The sequence below is a fragment of the Streptomyces sp. NBC_01689 genome (genome assembly GCF_036250675.1).
Classification (GTDB): Bacteria; Actinomycetota; Actinomycetes; order Streptomycetales; family Streptomycetaceae; genus Streptomyces.
The window spans coordinates 9,736,520-9,753,602 of the sequence record NZ_CP109592.1 but is presented as its reverse complement, the minus strand read 5'-3'; the positions used below and the strand labels follow the sequence as shown (position 1 = coordinate 9,753,602).

Genomic DNA, 17,083 nt, shown 5'->3' with positions numbered 1-17,083 from the left:
GTGTCCGCTCAGGTGTACGGGGGTGGGGGGCCCTTCTCCAGGACGGTGCGCAGGGCGGCGAAGGCCTCCTGGAGGGCGGCGAGGGCCTCGCCGATGCGCCAGGCCGCACGGTCGCGGGGGCCGACGGCGTTGGAGACGGTGCGGATCTCCAGTACGGGGATGCCGTGCGCGGCGGCCGCTTCGGCGACGCCGAATCCCTCCATGGCCTCGGCGCCCGCGTCGGGGTGGGCGTGTGCGAGGGCGCGGGCGCGGGCGGCGGTGCCGGTGGCGGTGGAGACGGTCAGGACGGGGGCGTGGGCGGCGCCGAGGGCGCGGGCCGCGGCGGCGGCGAGACGGGGCGGGCAGGTGTGGGTGGTCCTGCCGAAACCGAGGGTGTCGACGGGGAGGAAGCCGTCCGGGGAGTCGGCGCCGAGGTCGGCGGCGACGATGCGGTCGGCGACGACGGCGGCGCCGACCGGTGCGTGGGGGGCGAAGCCTCCGCCGATGCCGGCCGCGACGACGAGGTGGTAGGGCTCGTCGCGCAGGGCCGCCGCGGTGAGGGCGGCGCCGGTGGCGGCCGCGGCGGCGGCCGGCCCGACGCCCCCGGCGAGCAGGTCGGCGCGGAGCGGGCCGGGGGCGGTGCCGTCGCCGGTGCGTCGCAGGACGTGGCCGGGCAGGGCGTGTTCGGCGGGGGGTGCGGCGGGTTCCAGGCCCCGGGCGGCGGCTTCGCGTTCCGCGGTGACGGCGGTCACCACGAGCAGCCGTACGGGGGTCATGACGGGATCTGCACGCGGCCGTGGTCGCCGATCACGAACCGGTGGGCGGCGGGCAGGCGTGGGGCGAGGGTGACTTGGACGTTGCGGCCGATGAGGGAGGCCTCGACGCGGCGGATGCGGTCGAAGGAGGAGTCGCGCAGCACGATGGAGAACTCGATCTCGCTGGCGGTGATGCGGCAGTTCTCGGCGACGGAGGTGGAGGGGCCGATGTAGGAGTCGGTGATGACGCTGCCGGCGCCGATGACGGCGGGGCCGACGATGCGTGAGTTGCGCACCACGGTGCCGGCCTCGATGCGGACGCGTCCGATGATCTCGCTGGCCTCGTCGACGTGACCGTCGATGCGGGTCTCCAGGCGTTCCAGGAGGGTGCGGTTGACCTCCAGCATGTCGTTGACGTTGCCGGTGTCCTTCCAGTACCCGGTGATCACGGTGGAGCGCACGGCGAACCGCTGCTCGACCAGCCAGCGCAGGGCGTCGGTGATCTCCAGTTCGCCGCGCGGGGAGGGGGAGATGGCGCGGACGGCGTCGTGGATGTGGGGGGTGAAGAGGTAGACGCCGGCGACGGCGAGGTCGCTCCTGGGGTGCTTGGGCTTCTCCTCCAGGTCGATGACGTTGCCGCTGTCGTCGATGACGGCGACGCCGAAGGCGGTGGGGTCGGGGACGCGGGTGAGGAGGATCTGCGCGTCGCAGCGGTCCTTGCGGAACTCGTCGACGACGTCGGTGATGCCGTCGAGGACGAAGTTGTCGCCGAGGTACATGACGAAGTCGTCGTCGCCGAGGAAGGGGCGGGCGATGAGGACGGCGTGGGCGAGTCCGAGGGGGTCGCCCTGCGGTATGTAGGTGATGTCCAGGCCGAAGGCGGAGCCGTCGCCGACGGCGGCCTCGATCTCCTCGGCGGTGTTCCCGACGATGATGCCGACTTCGGTGATGCCTGCTTCGGCGATGGCTTCGAGGCCGTAGAAGAGGATCGGTTTGTTGGCGACCGGCACCAGTTGCTTGCTGGACGTGTGGGTGATCGGCCGCAGTCGCGTACCGGATCCCCCCGCGAGCACGAGAGCCTTCACAGTTCCATCCAGGTGACGAGTGGCTGATCGGCCGGTGGTCGCCGGGGCGTCCACGCGGCCGGGTGGGGTGGGGCGGCCGTCCTTGCCGGACGGCCGCCTCCGTGGTTCATGCGCCGCCGAGTTCGGTCTCCAGGAACCGGCGCAGTTCGTCGTCCGACACCTCGTCCGGGTGGCCGGTGCCGGCCGCCTGGTGCGCCGCGGGTGCGGCGGCGTCGAGTTGGGCGAGCAGCCGCTGGAGCCGGCTGCGGAGTCCGTCGTGGAGTTCGTCGTAGGGTCCGGCCTCGGCCAGTACCTGCTGGAACTCTCCTTCCATGTGGTCGAGTCGGGCCAGCACGGAGTCGCCGGTGGCGGGGGCCGTGCCGTTCGCCGCGGGGGCGGGTGCGGGGGCCATCCGGGTCAGCAGGTGCTCGGCGAGTCCCGCGGGGGTGGGGTAGTCGAACAGCAGGGTGGCGGGGAGGCGGACGCCGGTGACGGCGCCGAGCCGGTTGCGCAGTTCGACGGCGGTCAGGGAGTCGAAACCGACCTGCAGGAAGCCCCGTTCGGGGTCGATGGGGTCGGCCGAGTCGTAGCCCAGGACGAGGGCCGCCTGGGCGAGTACCGCCTGCAGCAGGGCGCCGTGGCGCTCGGCGGCGGGCAGGGCCGCGAGGCGTTCTTGCAGACCGTCGGCGCTCTCCGGGGCCCGGGTGTCGGCGGCCGTGCCGCTCGCGCGGGCCGGGCGTGGGGTGCGGGCCCGGACGAGGTCGCGCAGCAGGTGCGGTACGGATCCGTCGGAGGCGCGCAGGGCGGCCGGGTCGAGGGCGGCGGGCGCGAGGAAGACGTCCGGTGCGTCGAGGGCGGTGTCGAGCAGGGCGAGGGCTTCGGCGGTGTCCATGGGCTGGACGCCTCCGCGTCGCACCCGGCGCAGGTCGGCCTCGCCGAGTTTGCCGGTCATGCCGCTGCGTTCGGCCCACAGTCCCCAGGCCAGGGAGAGCGCCGGGTGTCCCTCGGCGGCGCGCCGGGCGGCGAGGGCGTCGAGGAAGGCGTTGGCGGCCGAGTAGTTGCCCTGGCCGACGCCGCCGAAGGTGCCGGCGAGCGAGGAGAACAGGACGAGGGTGACCGGCCGGGCGTGGCGGGTGAGGCCGTCGAGGTGTGCCGCGGCGTCGGCCTTGGCCCGCAGGACGGTGTCCATCCGCTGGGGGGTGAGTGCTTCGACCACGCCGTCGTCGAGGACTCCGGCGGTGTGGACGACGGCGGTCAGCGGGCGGTCGGCGGGGAGGCCGGCCAGGAGTGCGGCGAGGGCGTCGCGGTCGGCGACGTCGCAGGCGGCGACGGTCACCCGGGCGCCGTGGCCGCGCAGTTCCTCGGCGAGTGCGTCCATGCCCTCGGCCTCGGCGCCTCGCCGGCTGGCCAGGACGAGGGAGGTGACGGCGTGGGTGGTGGCGAGGTGGCGGGCGACCTGCCGGGCGAGCACTCCGGACGCCCCGGTGACCAGGACCGTGCCGGACGGGTCGATGCCGGTGAGCGGCCCGGTGCCGGTAGTGGCGCCGGGGTCCGTGAGGTCCTGGGCGCGGGTCAGGCGCGGGGCGAGCGCGATGCCGTCGCGCAGGGCCGTCTCCGCTTCGCCGCCGGCCAGGACCGCGGGCAGCAGGTCCAGGGAGGCGGGGGTGCCGTCGTGGTCGAGGAGGCCGAAGCGGCCCGGGTTCTCGGCCTTGGCGGCGCGGATCAGGCCCCATACGGCGGCCTGCGCCGGGTCGGTGGCCGCGGCGTCGCCGGTGTCGGTCGTCACGGCGTGGCGGGTGGTGAACACCAGCCGTGCCGGGGCGAACGTCTCCTCCCGCAGCCAGGCGCCGGCCAGTTCGAGGGCTCGGTGCGTGGTCTCGCGGACGGCGTCGGCGAGGTCCGGGGCGCCGGTGGTCGTGGGCAGGGCGACCAGGACCGCCGGGGGCAGCGGGGCGCCGGCGGCGATCTCGGCGCGCAGGGCGTCGAGGCTGTCGTGGCGGCTGACCGGGCCGGTGTGGCGGGCGGCCCAGTCGTTCAGGTCGGTGTCGGCGTCGACCAGGGCCGGTGCCGGGGCGGTGCCGGTGTCCGTGCCGGCGGGTGTCCACCGCACCCGGTAGAGGCCGGCGGTCCCGGCGGGCCGGGCCGGGCGGGTGCTGTCGACGGGGCGCAGCACGAGTCCGGTGATGCCGGCGACGGGTGCGCCGGTGGCGTCGGCGACGTGGACGGCGTACTGGTGGTCTCCGCGCGGGGTGAGGCGTACGCGCAGCGCGGCGGGTCCGGCGGCGGTCACCGACACGCCGGTGAAGGTGAACGGGACGACGGTGGGTCCGTCGGCGTCGGCGACGAGTGCCACGGTGTGCAGGGCGGCGTCCAGGAGCGCGGGGTGGACGGTGAAGTCCCCGGCGCGTTCGGGGGCGGTGCCGTCCTGCGGGGCGATCTCCGCGTACACCTCGTCGCCCAGGCGCCAGGCGGCGCGCAGGCCGCGGAAGGCGGGGCCGTAGTGGAAGCCGTTCTCGGCGATGCGGGTGTACAGGCCGGACACGTCGAGGGGTTCGGCGCCGGCGGGCGGCCAGGGGGCGGTGCCGGGGTGCTCGGGCGGGCCGGCCGGTTCGTCGCCGAGGGTGCCTCCGGCGTGCCGGACCCAGGGCAGGTCGGTGTCGCCGCGGGTGTCCAGGGGCCGGGCGTGGACGGTCAGGGCGCGGGTTCCGGAGCCGTCGGAGGGGGCGACGGTGACCTGGAGCTGGAGGGCGCCGGTGCGGGGCAGGACGAGGGGGGTCTCCAGGGTGAGGTCGGTGACCTGGGCTGCTCCGGCCCGTTCGCAGGCCTGCAGGGCGAGTTCGAGGAACGCGGTGCCCGGGAAGAGGACGCTGTCGCCGAGTGCGTGGTCGCGCAGCCAGGGCTGGCGTTCCACGGACACGGTGCCGGTGAGCAGGACGCCGTCCGAGCCGGCCAGCGGTACGGCGATGTCGAGCAGCGGGTGTCCGGCGGCCTCCAGTCCGGTGTGGGCGACGTCGCGGGTGCTGGGGGTGGCCTGGAGCCAGTACCGGCCGCGCTGGAAGGGGTAGGTCGGCAGGTCGACCCGGTGTGCGCCCAGCGGGGCGAGCAGGGTGGACCAGTCGGGTGCGTGGCCGCGGACGTGCAGGCGGGCGAGCGCGGTGGTGAAGGACTCGTTCTCGTCGGTGTCGCGGCGCAGCAGCGGGACGAGGGTGGCGTCGCCGGTGACGCAGTCGCCGGCCAGGGCGGTCAGTACGGCGCCGGGGCCGATCTCGACGTAGGTGGTGATGCCCTGTTCCTCCAGGGTGCGTATGCCGTCGCTGAACCGGACGGCCTCGCGGACCTGGCGTCCCCAGTGGGCGGGGTCGGCGATCTCCTGTGCTCCGTAGGGGGCGCCGGTGACGGCGGAGATCACGGGCAGGTCCGGTGCGCGGTGCGGGAGGTGGGCGGTGAGGGCGGTGAACTCGTCGAGCATGGCGTCCATGCGGGGCGAGTGGAAGGCGTGGCTGACGTTCAGGCGCCGGGTCTTGCGGCCCTGGGCGGCGAGTGCGTCGGCGACGGCGCGCACCGCGTCCTCGTCCCCGGAGACGACGGTGGCCAGGGGGCTGTTGAGGGCGGCGATCGCGGCCCGGCCCTCGTGGCCGGTGAGCAGGTCCCGTACCTCCTGCTCGGATGCCTGTACGGAGATCATGGCGCCGCCCTCCGGGAGGGCCTGCATGAGCCGGCCGCGGGTGGCGACCAGCAGGCAGGCGTCCTCCAGGGTGAGGACTCCGGCGACGTGCGCGGCGGCGATCTCGCCGACGGAGTGGCCGAGTACGGCGTCGGGCCTGAGGCCGGTGCTCTCCACGAGCCGGAACAGGGCGACCTCGACGGCGAACAGGCCTGCCTGGGTGTAGGCGGTCCGGTCGAGGAGTGCGGCCTCGGGGGTACCGGCCGGTGCGAACAGGATGTCGCGCAGGGGGTGTTCGAGGTGGCGGTCCATGTGGGCGCAGACCGCGTCCAGGGCGTCGGCGAAGGCGTCGTGGCGGGCGTAGAGCTCGCGTCCGGTGCCGGGCTGCTGCGCGCCCTGTCCGGAGAAGAGGAACGCCACCTTGCCGGTGCGGGCCCGGTCCACGCTCAGGAGCGGGTGTTCGCGGCCCTCGGCGAGTGCGGTCAGGGCCTCGGTGAAGGACGCCGGATCGTCGGTGACGACCGCGGCGCGGTCCTCGAAGGCGGTCCGTCCGCGGGCCAGGGACAGCGCGATGTCGGCCGGGCGTGCGTCGTGGGGCGGGGCGAGGTGGTCGAGCAGGCGGCGGGCCTGCTCGCGCAGGGCGGCGGTGCCGCGGGCCGACAGCAGCCACGGCACGACGGGCGCCGCGGACGTTGATGTCACCGTCGCCGTCGTGGTGGAGGCCGGTGCGGGTGTGCCGTTCGCCGGGCCGCCGTCGCTGCCGGTGGCTGCGGTGCGGTCGGTGTGGTCGGCGGTGGTCCGGGCGGCCGCGGGGAGGGCCTGGTCGGTGGGCTCGGGTTCCTGGAGGATGACGTGGGCGTTGGTTCCGCTGACGCCGAAGGAGGAGACACCGGCGCGCCGCGGGGCGTCGCCCCGGTCCCAGTCGCGTTCCCGGTCGAGCAGGCGGACCGCGCCCGAGGCCCAGTCGATGTGCGGGGAGGGGGTCTCGGCGTGCAGGGTGCGGGGCAGGATGCCGTGCCGCATCGCCATCACCATCTTGATGATGCCGGCGACACCCGAAGCGGCCTGGGTGTGGCCGATGTTGGACTTCAGCGCGCCGAGCCACAGCGGCCGGTCGGCGGGCCGGTCCTGCCCGTACGCCGCGAGCAGGGCCTGGGCCTCGATGGGGTCGCCGAGTTTGGTGCCGGTGCCGTGCGCCTCGACGGCGTCGACGTCGGCCGGGGTGAGTCCGGCGGAGGCGAGGGCCTGGCGGATGACGCGCTGCTGCGCGGGGCCGTTGGGGGCGGTGAGCCCGTTGGAGGCGCCGTCCTGGTTGACGGCGGTGCCGGCCACGGTCGCGAGGACGGTGTGGCCGTTGCGGCGGGCGTCGGAGAGCCGCTCCAGGAGCAGCAGGCCGACGCCCTCGGCCCAGCCCGCGCCGTCGGCGTCGGCGGAGAAGGCCTTGCAGCGGCCGTCGGGCGACAGGGCGCGCTGCCGGCTGAACTCGATGAAGGTGTCCGGTGTGGAGATCACGGTGACACCGCCGGCGAGGGCGAGGCCGCACTCCCCCGACTTCAGGGCCTGCACGGCGAGGTGCAGGGCCACCAGGGAGGAGGAGCAGGCGGTGTCGACGGTGACCGCCGGGCCTTCCAGGCCGAAGGTGTAGGCGATGCGGCCGGAGGCGACGCTGCTCGCGCTGCCGGTGGCCAGGTAGCCCTCCAGGCCCTCGGGTGCCTGGCGGGCCCGGGTGCCGTAGTCGTTGTAGTTGGAGCCGATGAACACGCCGGTCTGGGTGCCGCGGACGAGTTCGGGGTCGATCCCGGCCCGCTCCAGCGCTTCCCAGGAGGTCTCCAGCAGCAGCCGGTGCTGCGGGTCGACGGCCACCGCCTCACGGGGTGAGATCCCGAAGAAGGCGGGGTCGAACCGGTCGGCGTCGTAGAGGAATCCGCCGTGCCGGGCGTAGGAGTGGCCGGGCTTGTCGGGGTCGGGGTCGTAGAGGTTGTCGACGTCCCAGCCGCGGTTGTCGGGGAACTCGCCGATGGCGTCGGTGCCGTCGGTGACGAGGTTCCACAGTTCCTCGGGCGTGGTGACGCCGCCGGGGAAGCGGCAGCCCATGCCGACAATGACGATCGGGTCGTCGGCCGGTGCCGGGAGCCGGTCCGTCGTGGTGGTGTCCACGGCGGTGCCGTGGTCGTCGGTGAACAGTTCGGTGTCGAGGTGGGCGGCGAGCGCCGCGGCCGAGGGGTGGTCGAAGGCCATGGTGACGGGCAGCCGCAGCCCGGTCGCCTCGGCGAGCCGGTTGCGCAGTTCGACGGCGGTCAGCGAGTCGAAGCCGAGGTCGCGGAAGGCCCGGCCCTCGGGCACGGAGTCGATGTCGGTGTGTCCGAGGACGGCCGCGGCCTGGCGGCGGATCTCGGTGAGGAGCGCGGCGCGCCGCTCGGCGGGGGTGAGGCCGCGCAGCCGGGCCGGCAGCGGCGGGCCGTCCTGTGCGGCGGTGTCCTTCTCGGTGTGTTCGCCGTCGGTGGCGGCGGCGCGGGCCTCGGGGAAGTCGCGCAGTGCGGCGAAGGCGCGGGCGGTGACCAGTTTCCAGTCGACGTCGGCGACGACGAGGAACTCCTCGTCCTGGTCGAGTGCCTGCTGCAGGGCGGACACGGCGAGTTCGGGTTCCATGGGCGGCACGCCGTCGCGGCGCAGTCGCTGGGCGACCTCGTCGCTGACCATGCCGCCGCCGGCCCAGGTGCCCCAGGCCATGGACGTCGCGGGCAGGCCCTCGGCGCGCCGCTGGGCGGCGAACGCGTCGAGGAAGGCGTTGGCGGCGGCGTAGCTGCCCTGCCCGGCGCGTCCGAGGGTGCCGGCCATGGAGGAGAACAGGACGAACGCGGTCAGGTCGAGGTGGCGGGTCGCCTCGTGCAGGGCCAGCGCGGCGTCCACCTTCGGCCGCAGGACGCCGTGGGCGCGCTGCGGGGTGAGGCCGTCGATGACACCGTCGTCGATGATCCCGGCGGTGTGCACGACAGCGGTCAGGGGGCCGCCGCCGGGCAGGTCGTCGATCAGCCGGCGGACGGCGTCACGGTCGGCGACATCGCAGGCGACGACGGTGGCCGGGGTGCCCGACTGGGCGAGTTCGGCGACGAGTTCGGCGGCGCCGGGGGCCTCGGGCCCGTGCCGGCTGACCAGGACCAGGTGTTCCGCGCCGCCGCGGGCCAGCCAGTGGGCGACGTGGCGGCCGAGGCCGCCGGTGCCGCCGGTGACCAGGACGGTGCCGCTGGGCGACCAGGCGGGTCCGGCCGGGCGGGGGCCGTCGCCGGCGCGCACGAGGCGGCGGGCGAACAGGCCGGAGGGGCGCAGGGCGACGTGGTCCTCGTCGAGGGATCCGGACAGGGCGGCGGCGAGCCGCCGGCCGGCCCGGTCGTCCAGGGTCTGCGGCAGGTCGATCAGGCCGCCCCAGCGCTGCGGGTACTCCATGGAGGCGATCCGGCCGAGGCCCCAGGCCATGGCCTGCAGCGGGTGGTCCAGGGTGTCGTTGCGGTGCACGGAGACCGCGCCGCTGGTGGCGCACCACAGGGGTGCGTCGAAGGACGCGTCGCCGAGCGCCTGGACGAGGGTGGTCATCAGGACGAGCCCGGTGGTCAGGGCGCATTCGTCGGCCCAGGGACGTTCGTCGAGGGCCAGCAGGGACAGGATGCCGTGCACGGGGCCGTGGGCCGCCTCCTGCTTCAGCAGGTCGGCGAGCCGGTCGCGTTCGGCCTCCCGGGCTCCGATGACGAGGGTGCGCAGGCCGCCGTCCGCCCGCTCGGCCACCGACGAGGTCACACCGCGTACGAAGTCGCTGTTCTCCTGTCCCTCGGGGACGACGAGGAGCCAGGTGCCGTCGAGGGTGAGGGGCGTGTTCTGTTCGGGCTTGGGCCGCCAGGCGATGCGGTAGCGCCAGCTGTCGAGGGTGGAACGCTCGCGGTGGCCGCGGCGCCAGGAGGACAGGGCGGGCACGACCGCGCCCAGGGACTCCTGGTCCTCGATGCCGAGGGTGCGGGCGAGGCTTTCGACGTCGCCGTCCTCGACCGACGCCCAGAACCCGTCGTCGGCCAGGTCGACCCCGCCGAACATGACGGGGCCGGCGAAGGGTCCGGCCGGCTCGGGCGCGTCCAGCCAGTAGTGCTGGCGCTGGAAGGCGTAGGTGGGCAACTCGACGCGCTGCGGACGCTGTTCGGCGAACGCCTGGGTCCAGTCGACGGTGACGCCGCGTGTCCAGGCCTCGCCGAGGGAGGTGTAGAAGCGGGCGAGTCCGCCCTGACCGCGGCGCAGGGTGCCGGTGACCACGGCCTCGGCACCGGCCGCCTCCACCGTCTCCGCGACGGGAACGGTCAGCACCGGGTGCGGGCTCATCTCCAGGAACGCACCATGACCCGACGCGACCAGCGCCCGCACAGCGGGCTCCAGCTGGACGGTCTGACGCAGGTTCGTGTACCAGTAGTCGGCATCCGTCTGCGCGGACTCGATCCACTCCCCCGTCACCGTCGAGAAGAACGGCACCCCCGGCTCACGCGGAACGACCGGAGCAAGAACCTCCAGGAGTTCGTCCCTGATCCGCTCGACGTGCGCGGAATGCGAGGCGTAATCGACCTCGACCCGACGCACCCGCACCTCCTGCCCGCCCGCCCGCTCGACCAGCTCATACAGGGCGTCCGCGTCGCCGGAGACCACGACCGAGGTCGGGCCGTTGACCGCCGCGACCGAGATACGGCCCTCCCAGGCCGCGATGAACTCCTCGGCCCGCTCCCGCGAGAGCGCGACCGACACCATCCCGCCCTGACCGGCCAGCGCGGTGATCGCACGAGAGCGCAACGCCGCCACCCGCGCACCGTCCTGCAACGACAACGCACCCGCAACGACCGCGGCCGCGATCTCACCCTGCGAATGACCCACCACCGCGGACGGACGCACACCGAACGACTCCCACAACGCCGCCAGCGACACCATCACCGCCCACAGCACGGGCTGCACCACATCCACCCGGTCCAGCCCGGGAGCGCCTTCCGCGCCCCGGACCACATCCATCAACGACCACTCCACCAACCCGTCCAGCGCCGCCGCGCACTCACCGAAGCGAGCCGCGAACACCGTGGAGGAATGCAGGAGTTCCACCGCCATCCCCACCCACTGCGCACCCTGACCCGGGAACACGAAGACGGTGTCGATGTCCTCGCCGACGCGTTGGGTGGTGCCGCGGACGAGGGCGGGGGTCGCCTCGCCGTCGGTGAACGAGGTGAGGGAGGTCAGCAGTTCGGCGCGGTCGGCGCCGACGACGACGACCCGCTCCTCCAGCGCGGCGCGGCCGGTGGCCAGGGAGTGGGCGATGTCGACGGCGGCGGCGTCACCGGCTCCGACGGCGGCCACGAGGCGTTCGGCCTGGGCCTTGAGGGCCTTCTCGGAGCGGGCCGTGACGAGCCACGGGACGACGGGGCCGTCCGTCCGGGGAGCGGGCTCGGTGGCTGCCGCCCCGGGCCGCCCGGACGTGGCCGGTTCGGGCAGGGACGGTTCGAGTCCGGGCCGCTCGGTCGCGGACGGTTCGAGCTCGGGCCGTTCGGGTGCGGGCTGTTCGATGATGATGTGCGCGTTGGTGCCGCTCACGCCGAACGAGGAGATGCCGGCCCGTCGGGGTGGCCGTTCTCCGTCCAGGGCCGGGCCTCGGAGAGGACCTCGACCGCGCCGGCCGACCAGTCCACGAACGACGACACCTCGTCTGCGTGCAGGGATTTGGGCAGCACACCGTGCCGCATCGCCTGCACCATCTTGATGACCCCGGCCATGCCGGAGGCGGCCTGGGTGTGGCCGATGTTGGACTTCACCGAGCCGAGCCACAGCGGCTGGTCGGCGGGCCGGTCCTTGCCGTAGGTGGCCAGCAGCGCCTGGGCCTCGATCGGGTCGCCGAGCTTGGTGCCCGTGCCGTGCGCCTCCACCGCGTCGACGTCGACGGCCGACAGGCCCGCGTTGGCGAGGGCGGCGCGGATGACACGCTGCTGGGAGAGGCCGTTGGGGGCGGTCAGACCGTTGGACGCACCGTCCTGGTTGATCGCCGAGCCACGGACGACCGCGAGGACCTCGTGGCCGTTGCGGCGGGCGTCCGAGAGCCGCTCCAGGAGCACCATGCCGACGCCCTCGGCCATGCCCATGCCGTCGGCCTCGGAGGAGAAGGGCTTGCAGCGGCCGTCCACCGCGAGCCCGCGCTGCCGGCTGAAGCCGACGAGGCCGATGGGCTCGCCCATGACGGCGGCGCCACCGGTGAGCGCGAGGGAGCACTCTCCGGAGCGCAGCGCCTGCAGGGCGAGGTGCAGGGCGACCAGGGCGGAGGAGCAGCCGGTGTCCATGGTGACGGCCGGGCCCTCCAGGCCCAGGGTGTAGGAGATGCGGCCGGAGGCGATGCTGGTGACGGTCCCGGTGATGAGGTGGCCCTCGAGGCCTTCCGGTACCTCGGAGCGTGACCCGTATCCCTGGTGGGAGGCGCCGACGAAGACGCCGGTGGGGCTGCCGTGGAGGCTGTCGGGGGCGATACCGGCCCGCTCCAGTGCCTCCCAGGCGGTCTCCAGCAGGAGGCGCTGCTGCGGGTCCATGGCGGTCGCCTCGCGAGGCGAGATCCCGAAGAACGCGGCGTCGAACTCGGCGGCGTCGTGCAGGAATCCGCCCTCACGGGCGTAGGTCGTACCGGCCCGGTCCGGGTCGGGGTCGTAGAGGTTCTCGACGTCCCAGCCGCGGTCGGTGGGCAGGGTGGACACCGCGTCGGTCTCGTCCAGGACGAGGTTCCACAGTTCGTCGGGGGTGGTGACGCCGCCGGGGAAGCGGCAGCTCATGGAGACGATGGCGATGGGCTCGTCGTCGGGGGCGGCGGCCACGGAGGTGGCGGCGGCCGCCGGCGCGGTGTCCTCGGCGAGGGTGTCGGGGACGAGGTTCGTGCGCAGGAAGCGGACGAGGTCGCGGACGTTGGGGTGGTCGAAGACGATCGTCGCCGGGAGGCCGAGGCCGGTGGCGGCGTTGAGGCGGTTGCGGAGTTCGACCGCGGTGAGGGAGTCGAAGCCCATCTCGCGGAAGGCGCGGGTGACGGCGACCTCGGCGCTGTCCGCGTGGCCGAGGACTCCGGCGACCTCGGTGCGGACCAGTTCGAACAGCACGCGGTCGCGTTCGGATCCGGACATCTGGGCCAGTTCCGCGCGGAGCGTGTCGGCGCGGCTGACCGCGCCGGCGACGACGGCCTCGTCGGCCTTCATCGCCTCGGCGACCTCGGGCACCTCGTGCAGGAGCGGTCGCGGGTGCGCGGCGGTGAAGACCGGGACGAAGCGCTCCCAGTCGATGTCGGCGACGGCGAGGAAGGTGTCGTCGTGGTCGAGTGCCTGTTGCAGTCCCTGGACGGCGAGTTGGGCGTCCATGAAGGGGATGCCGCGCCAACGCAGCTGTTCGCGGACGATGTTGACGGCCATGCCGCCGCCTTCGGGGCTCCAGATGCCCCATGCCAGGGACGTGCCGGTCAGGCCGCGGGCGCGGCGGTGGTCCGCGAGGGCGTCGACGTAGGCGTTGCCGGCGGAGTAGGCGCCGTGGTCGCCGCTGCCCCAGGTGCCCGCGACGGAGGAGTACAGCACGAACGCGTCGAGCCGGTCGTGGTCGAAGACGGCGTCGAGGTTGGCCGCTCCGAGGACCTTGGCGCGCAGGCCTTCGGCGAAGAAGTCGAGGTCCGTCTCGGCGAGCGGTGCCAGCAGGCCGACGCCCGCGGTGTGGACGACGGTGCGGATGGCGGGGCCTTCGGCCTCGACCTGTGCCACGAGCCGGGTCAGTGCCTCGCGGTCGGCGACGTCGCAGGCGGCGATGGTCACGCGGCAGCCGAGGGCGGTGAGTTCGTCGGACAGTTCGCTTGCGCCGGGGGCGTCGAGGCCGTGCCGGCTGGTGAGGACCAGGTGCTCGGCGCCGCTGCGGGCGAGGAGGCGCGCGGCGTGGCCGCCGAGGCCTCCGGTGCCGCCGGTGACCAGGGCGCTGCCGCTGGTGGTCCACGTCCGGGCGGCCCGGCGGCCGGAGAGCGGTGCGCGGACCAGGCGGCGGATGTAGGTGCCGGAGGGACGCAGGGCGATCTGGTCCTCGTCGCCGGCGGCGGCGAGGGTCTCCACGAGTGCCGCTCCGGTGCGCGCGTCGAGTTCGGCGGGCAGGTCGAGGAGGGCGCCCCACAGTTTGGGCTGTTCGAGGGCGGTGACCCGGCCGAGGCCCCAGACGGCTGCCTGGAGCGGGTGTGTCACGGTGTCGCCGGCGATGCCGGTGGTGGCGGACTCGGTGGTCAGCAGCCACAGCCGGGTGTCGGTCCCGGCGTCGAGGAGGCCCTGGAGGAGGGCGACCGACTGGGTGAGGCCGACGGTGGGTCCGGCGTGTCCGGGGGCGGGGCGCTCGTCGAGGGCGAGCAGGGAGACCACGCCGCGTACGGGGGTGGTGGCGTCGGCGGCGACGATGTCGGTGAGCTGTTCGGCGACGGCGGTCCGGTCGAGGTCCGTCTCGTGCATCACCAGGGGGACGGTCGCGGCGCCGGCCTCGACGAGGAGGCGGGTGACGGTCTGGACGATCGCGGCGTCCTGGTGGGTCTCGGGGACGACGACGAGCCAGGTGCCGTCGAGGGCCGGGGCGGGCGTGTCGGATTCGGGCCGGGGCCGCCAGACGATGCGGTAGCGCCAGCTGTCGAGGGTGGAACGGGCCTGCCGCCCCTTGCGCCACGACGACAGAGCCGGCACGACCGACCCCAACGACTCCCGGTCCTCGATCCCGAGCGTACGGGCGAACCCTTCCAGGTCACCGTCCTCGACACTCTTCCAGAACGCCTCGTCCACCGGATCCGCCGCGGCTGACGCCTTCGGCAACTCCAGCCAGAACCGCTGACGCTGGAAAGCGTAGGTCGGCAACTCGACGCGCTGCGGCCGCTGTTCGGCGAACGCCTGGGTCCAGTCGACGGTGACGCCGCGTGTCCAGGCCTCGCCGAGGGAGGTGTAGAAACGGGCCAGACCGCCCTGACCGCGGCGCAGGGTGCCGGTGACCACGGCCTCGCTCCCGGCCGCCTCCACCGTCTCCCCCACCGGAACAGTCAGGACAGGGTGCGGGCTCATCTCCAGGAACGCACCATGACCCGACGCGACCAGCGCCCGCACAGCGGGCTCCAGCTGGACGGTCTGACGCAGGTTCGTGTACCAGTAGTCGGCATCCGTCTGCGCGGACTCGATCCACTCCCCCGTCACCGTCGAGAAGAACGGCACCCCCGGCTCACGCGGAACGACCGGAGCAAGAACCTCCAACAGCTCATCCCTGATCCGCTCGACGTGCGCGGAATGCGAGGCGTAATCGACCTCGACCCGACGCACCCGCACCTCCTGCCCGCCCGCCCGCTCCACGAGCTCATCCAGGGCGTCCGCGTCACCGGAAACCACGACCGAGGTCGGGCCGTTGACCGCCGCGACGGAGATACGGCCCTCCCAGGCGGAGATCAGCTCCTCGGCCCGCTCCCGTGAGAGCGCGACCGACACCATCCCGCCCTGACCGGCCAGCGCGGTGATCGCACGAGAGCGCAACGCCGCCACCCGCGCACCGTCCTGCAGGCTCAACGCACCCGCAACCACCGCCGCGGCGATCTCACCCTGCGAATGACCCACCACCGCGGACGGACGCACACCGAACGACTCCCACAACGCCGCCAGCGACACCATCACCGCCCACAGCACAGGCTGCACCACATCCACCCGGTCCAGCGGACGGCCCTCACGCACCACCTCGAGCAGATCGAAGTCCACGAACTCGCCCAACGCCGCCGCGCACTCACCGAAACGAGCCGCGAACACCGGCGAAGAGTCCAGGAGTTCCACCGCCATCCCCACCCACTGCGCACCCTGACCCGGGAACACGAAGACGGTGTCGATGTCCTCGCCGGGGTTGTCGGCGAGGCCGCGCGCCACGGTGGGGGGCTGTTCGCCGCGTGCGACGGCGCGCAGTGCGGTGAGGAGTTCGGCGCGGTCGGCGCCGACGACGGTGGCGCGTTCCTCCAGCGCGGCGCGGCCGGTGGCCAGGGAGTGGGCGATGTCGACGGCGTCGGTGCCGCCGTTTTCGACGGCGGCCACGAGTCGTTCGGCCTGGGCCTTGAGGGCCTTCTCGGAGCGGGCGGACAGCAGCCAGGGAAGGGCGGTGGGGGTGGTGAGGGGGGCGGGTCCGGCGGTGTCGGTCTCCTCCGGTTCCTCGTCCTGGGGTGCCTGTTCGAGGAGGACGTGGGCGTTGGTGCCGCTGCCGCCGAAGGAGGAGACACCGGCGCGGCGGGGCCGGCCGGTCTCGGGCCAGTCGACCGCCTCCGTCAGGAGTTTCAGCGTCTCGGCGGACCAGTCGACGTGGGAGGTGGGCTCGTCGACGTGCAGGCTCTTGGGGAGGATGCCGCGGCGGAGGGACTCGACCGTCTTGATCACGGCGGCGACGCCGGAGGCGGCCTGGGTGTGGCCGATGTTGGACTTCACCGAGCCGAGCCACAGTGGCTGGTCGGCGGGCCGGTCCTTGCCGTAGGTGGCGAGGAGTGCCTGGGCCTCGATGGGGTCGCCGAGTTTGGTGCCGGTGCCGTGGGCCTCGATGGCGTCGACGTCCTGCGGGGTGAGGTCGGCGTTGGCGAGGGCGGCGCGGATGACGCGCTGCTGGGAGGGGCCGTTGGGGGCGGTGAGGCCGTTGGAGGCGCCGTCCTGGTTGATGGCCGAGCCGCGGACGACGGCGAGGATCTGGTGGCCGTTGCGGCGGGCGTCGGAGAGCCGCTCCAGGAGCAGGACGCCCACGCCCTCGCCCCAGCCCGTGCCGTCGGCGCCTTCCGCGAACGGCTTGCACCGGCCGTCCGTGGCCAGGCCGCGCTGGCGGCTGAACTCCACGAAGTTGCGGGTGGTGGCCATGACGGTGGCGCCGCCGGTGACGGCCATGGAGCACTCGCCGGTGCGCAGGGCCTGCATGGCGAGGTGGAGGGCCACGAGGGACGACGAGCACATGGTGTCCAGGCTGACCGCGGGTCCCTCGAAGCCGAAGCTGTAGGAGAGGCGGCCGGAGAGGACGGCCGCGGAGCCGCCGGTCAGCAGGTGGCCCTCGACGTCGTCGGGGGCGTTGCTGCCGTCGACGGCGTAGCCCTGGTTGCTGGAGCCGATGAAGACGCCGGTGCTGCTGCCGCGCAGGGTGTTGGGGTCGATGCCGGCCCGTTCGAACAGCTCCCAGGTGGTCTCCAGCAGGAGGCGCTGCTGCGGGTCCATGGCCAGGGCCTCGCGCGGGGAGATCCCGAAGAACCCGGCGTCGAACTCGGCGGCGTCGTAGAGGAAGGCGCCCTCACGGACGTAGCTGGTGCCGGTCCGGTCGGGGTCCGGGTCGTAGAGCGCGTCGAGGTCCCAGCCGCGGTCGGTGGGCATGGCGGCGACGGTGTCGGTGCCCTCGCTCACCACCGTCCAGAGGTCCTCCGGGGTGCGGACTCCGCCTGGCAGGCGGCAGGCGGTCGCCACGATGGCAACGGGCTCGTGCTCGCGGGTCTCGAACTCGGCGAGCCTGCGGCGCGTCTGCCGCAGGTCCGTGGTGACCCGCTTGAGGTAGTCGCGGAGCTTGTCCTCGTTGTTGTCCATGGCAAA

The 17,083-nt window shown here is 74.0% G+C and carries 2 protein-coding genes and 1 pseudogene; all 3 read right to left on the bottom strand.

The window, feature by feature from the left end:
- Window positions 1-8: 8 nt before the first annotated feature.
- The 3 genes and pseudogenes from OG776_RS41625 to OG776_RS42560 all read right to left on the bottom strand — a co-directional run bounded on the left by OG776_RS41625 (window position 9) and on the right by OG776_RS42560 (window position 17,077).
- Window positions 9-755 carry a futalosine hydrolase gene (locus OG776_RS41625; RefSeq protein WP_329323606.1) on the bottom strand — a complete coding sequence of 249 codons (747 nt, stop codon included), beginning with the start codon at window positions 753-755 and terminating at the stop codon, window positions 9-11.
- Complete coding sequence (locus OG776_RS41620) at window positions 752-1,819, bottom strand: glucose-1-phosphate thymidylyltransferase (RefSeq protein WP_148009563.1); 1,068 nt, start codon at window positions 1,817-1,819, stop codon at window positions 752-754. Before OG776_RS41620 ends, OG776_RS41625 begins: the two co-directional genes overlap by 4 nt.
- Before the next feature lie 106 nt (window positions 1,820-1,925).
- Window positions 1,926-17,077: pseudogene (locus OG776_RS42560) on the bottom strand (type I polyketide synthase).
- Between the last annotated feature and the right edge of the window lie 6 nt (window positions 17,078-17,083).

What these genes read in the sequence shown, in the direction of transcription:
- OG776_RS41625 (WP_329323606.1), bottom strand. Translation starts at nt 755, where the DNA reads ATGACCCCCGTACGGCTGCTCGTGGTGACCGCCGTCACCGCGGAACGC.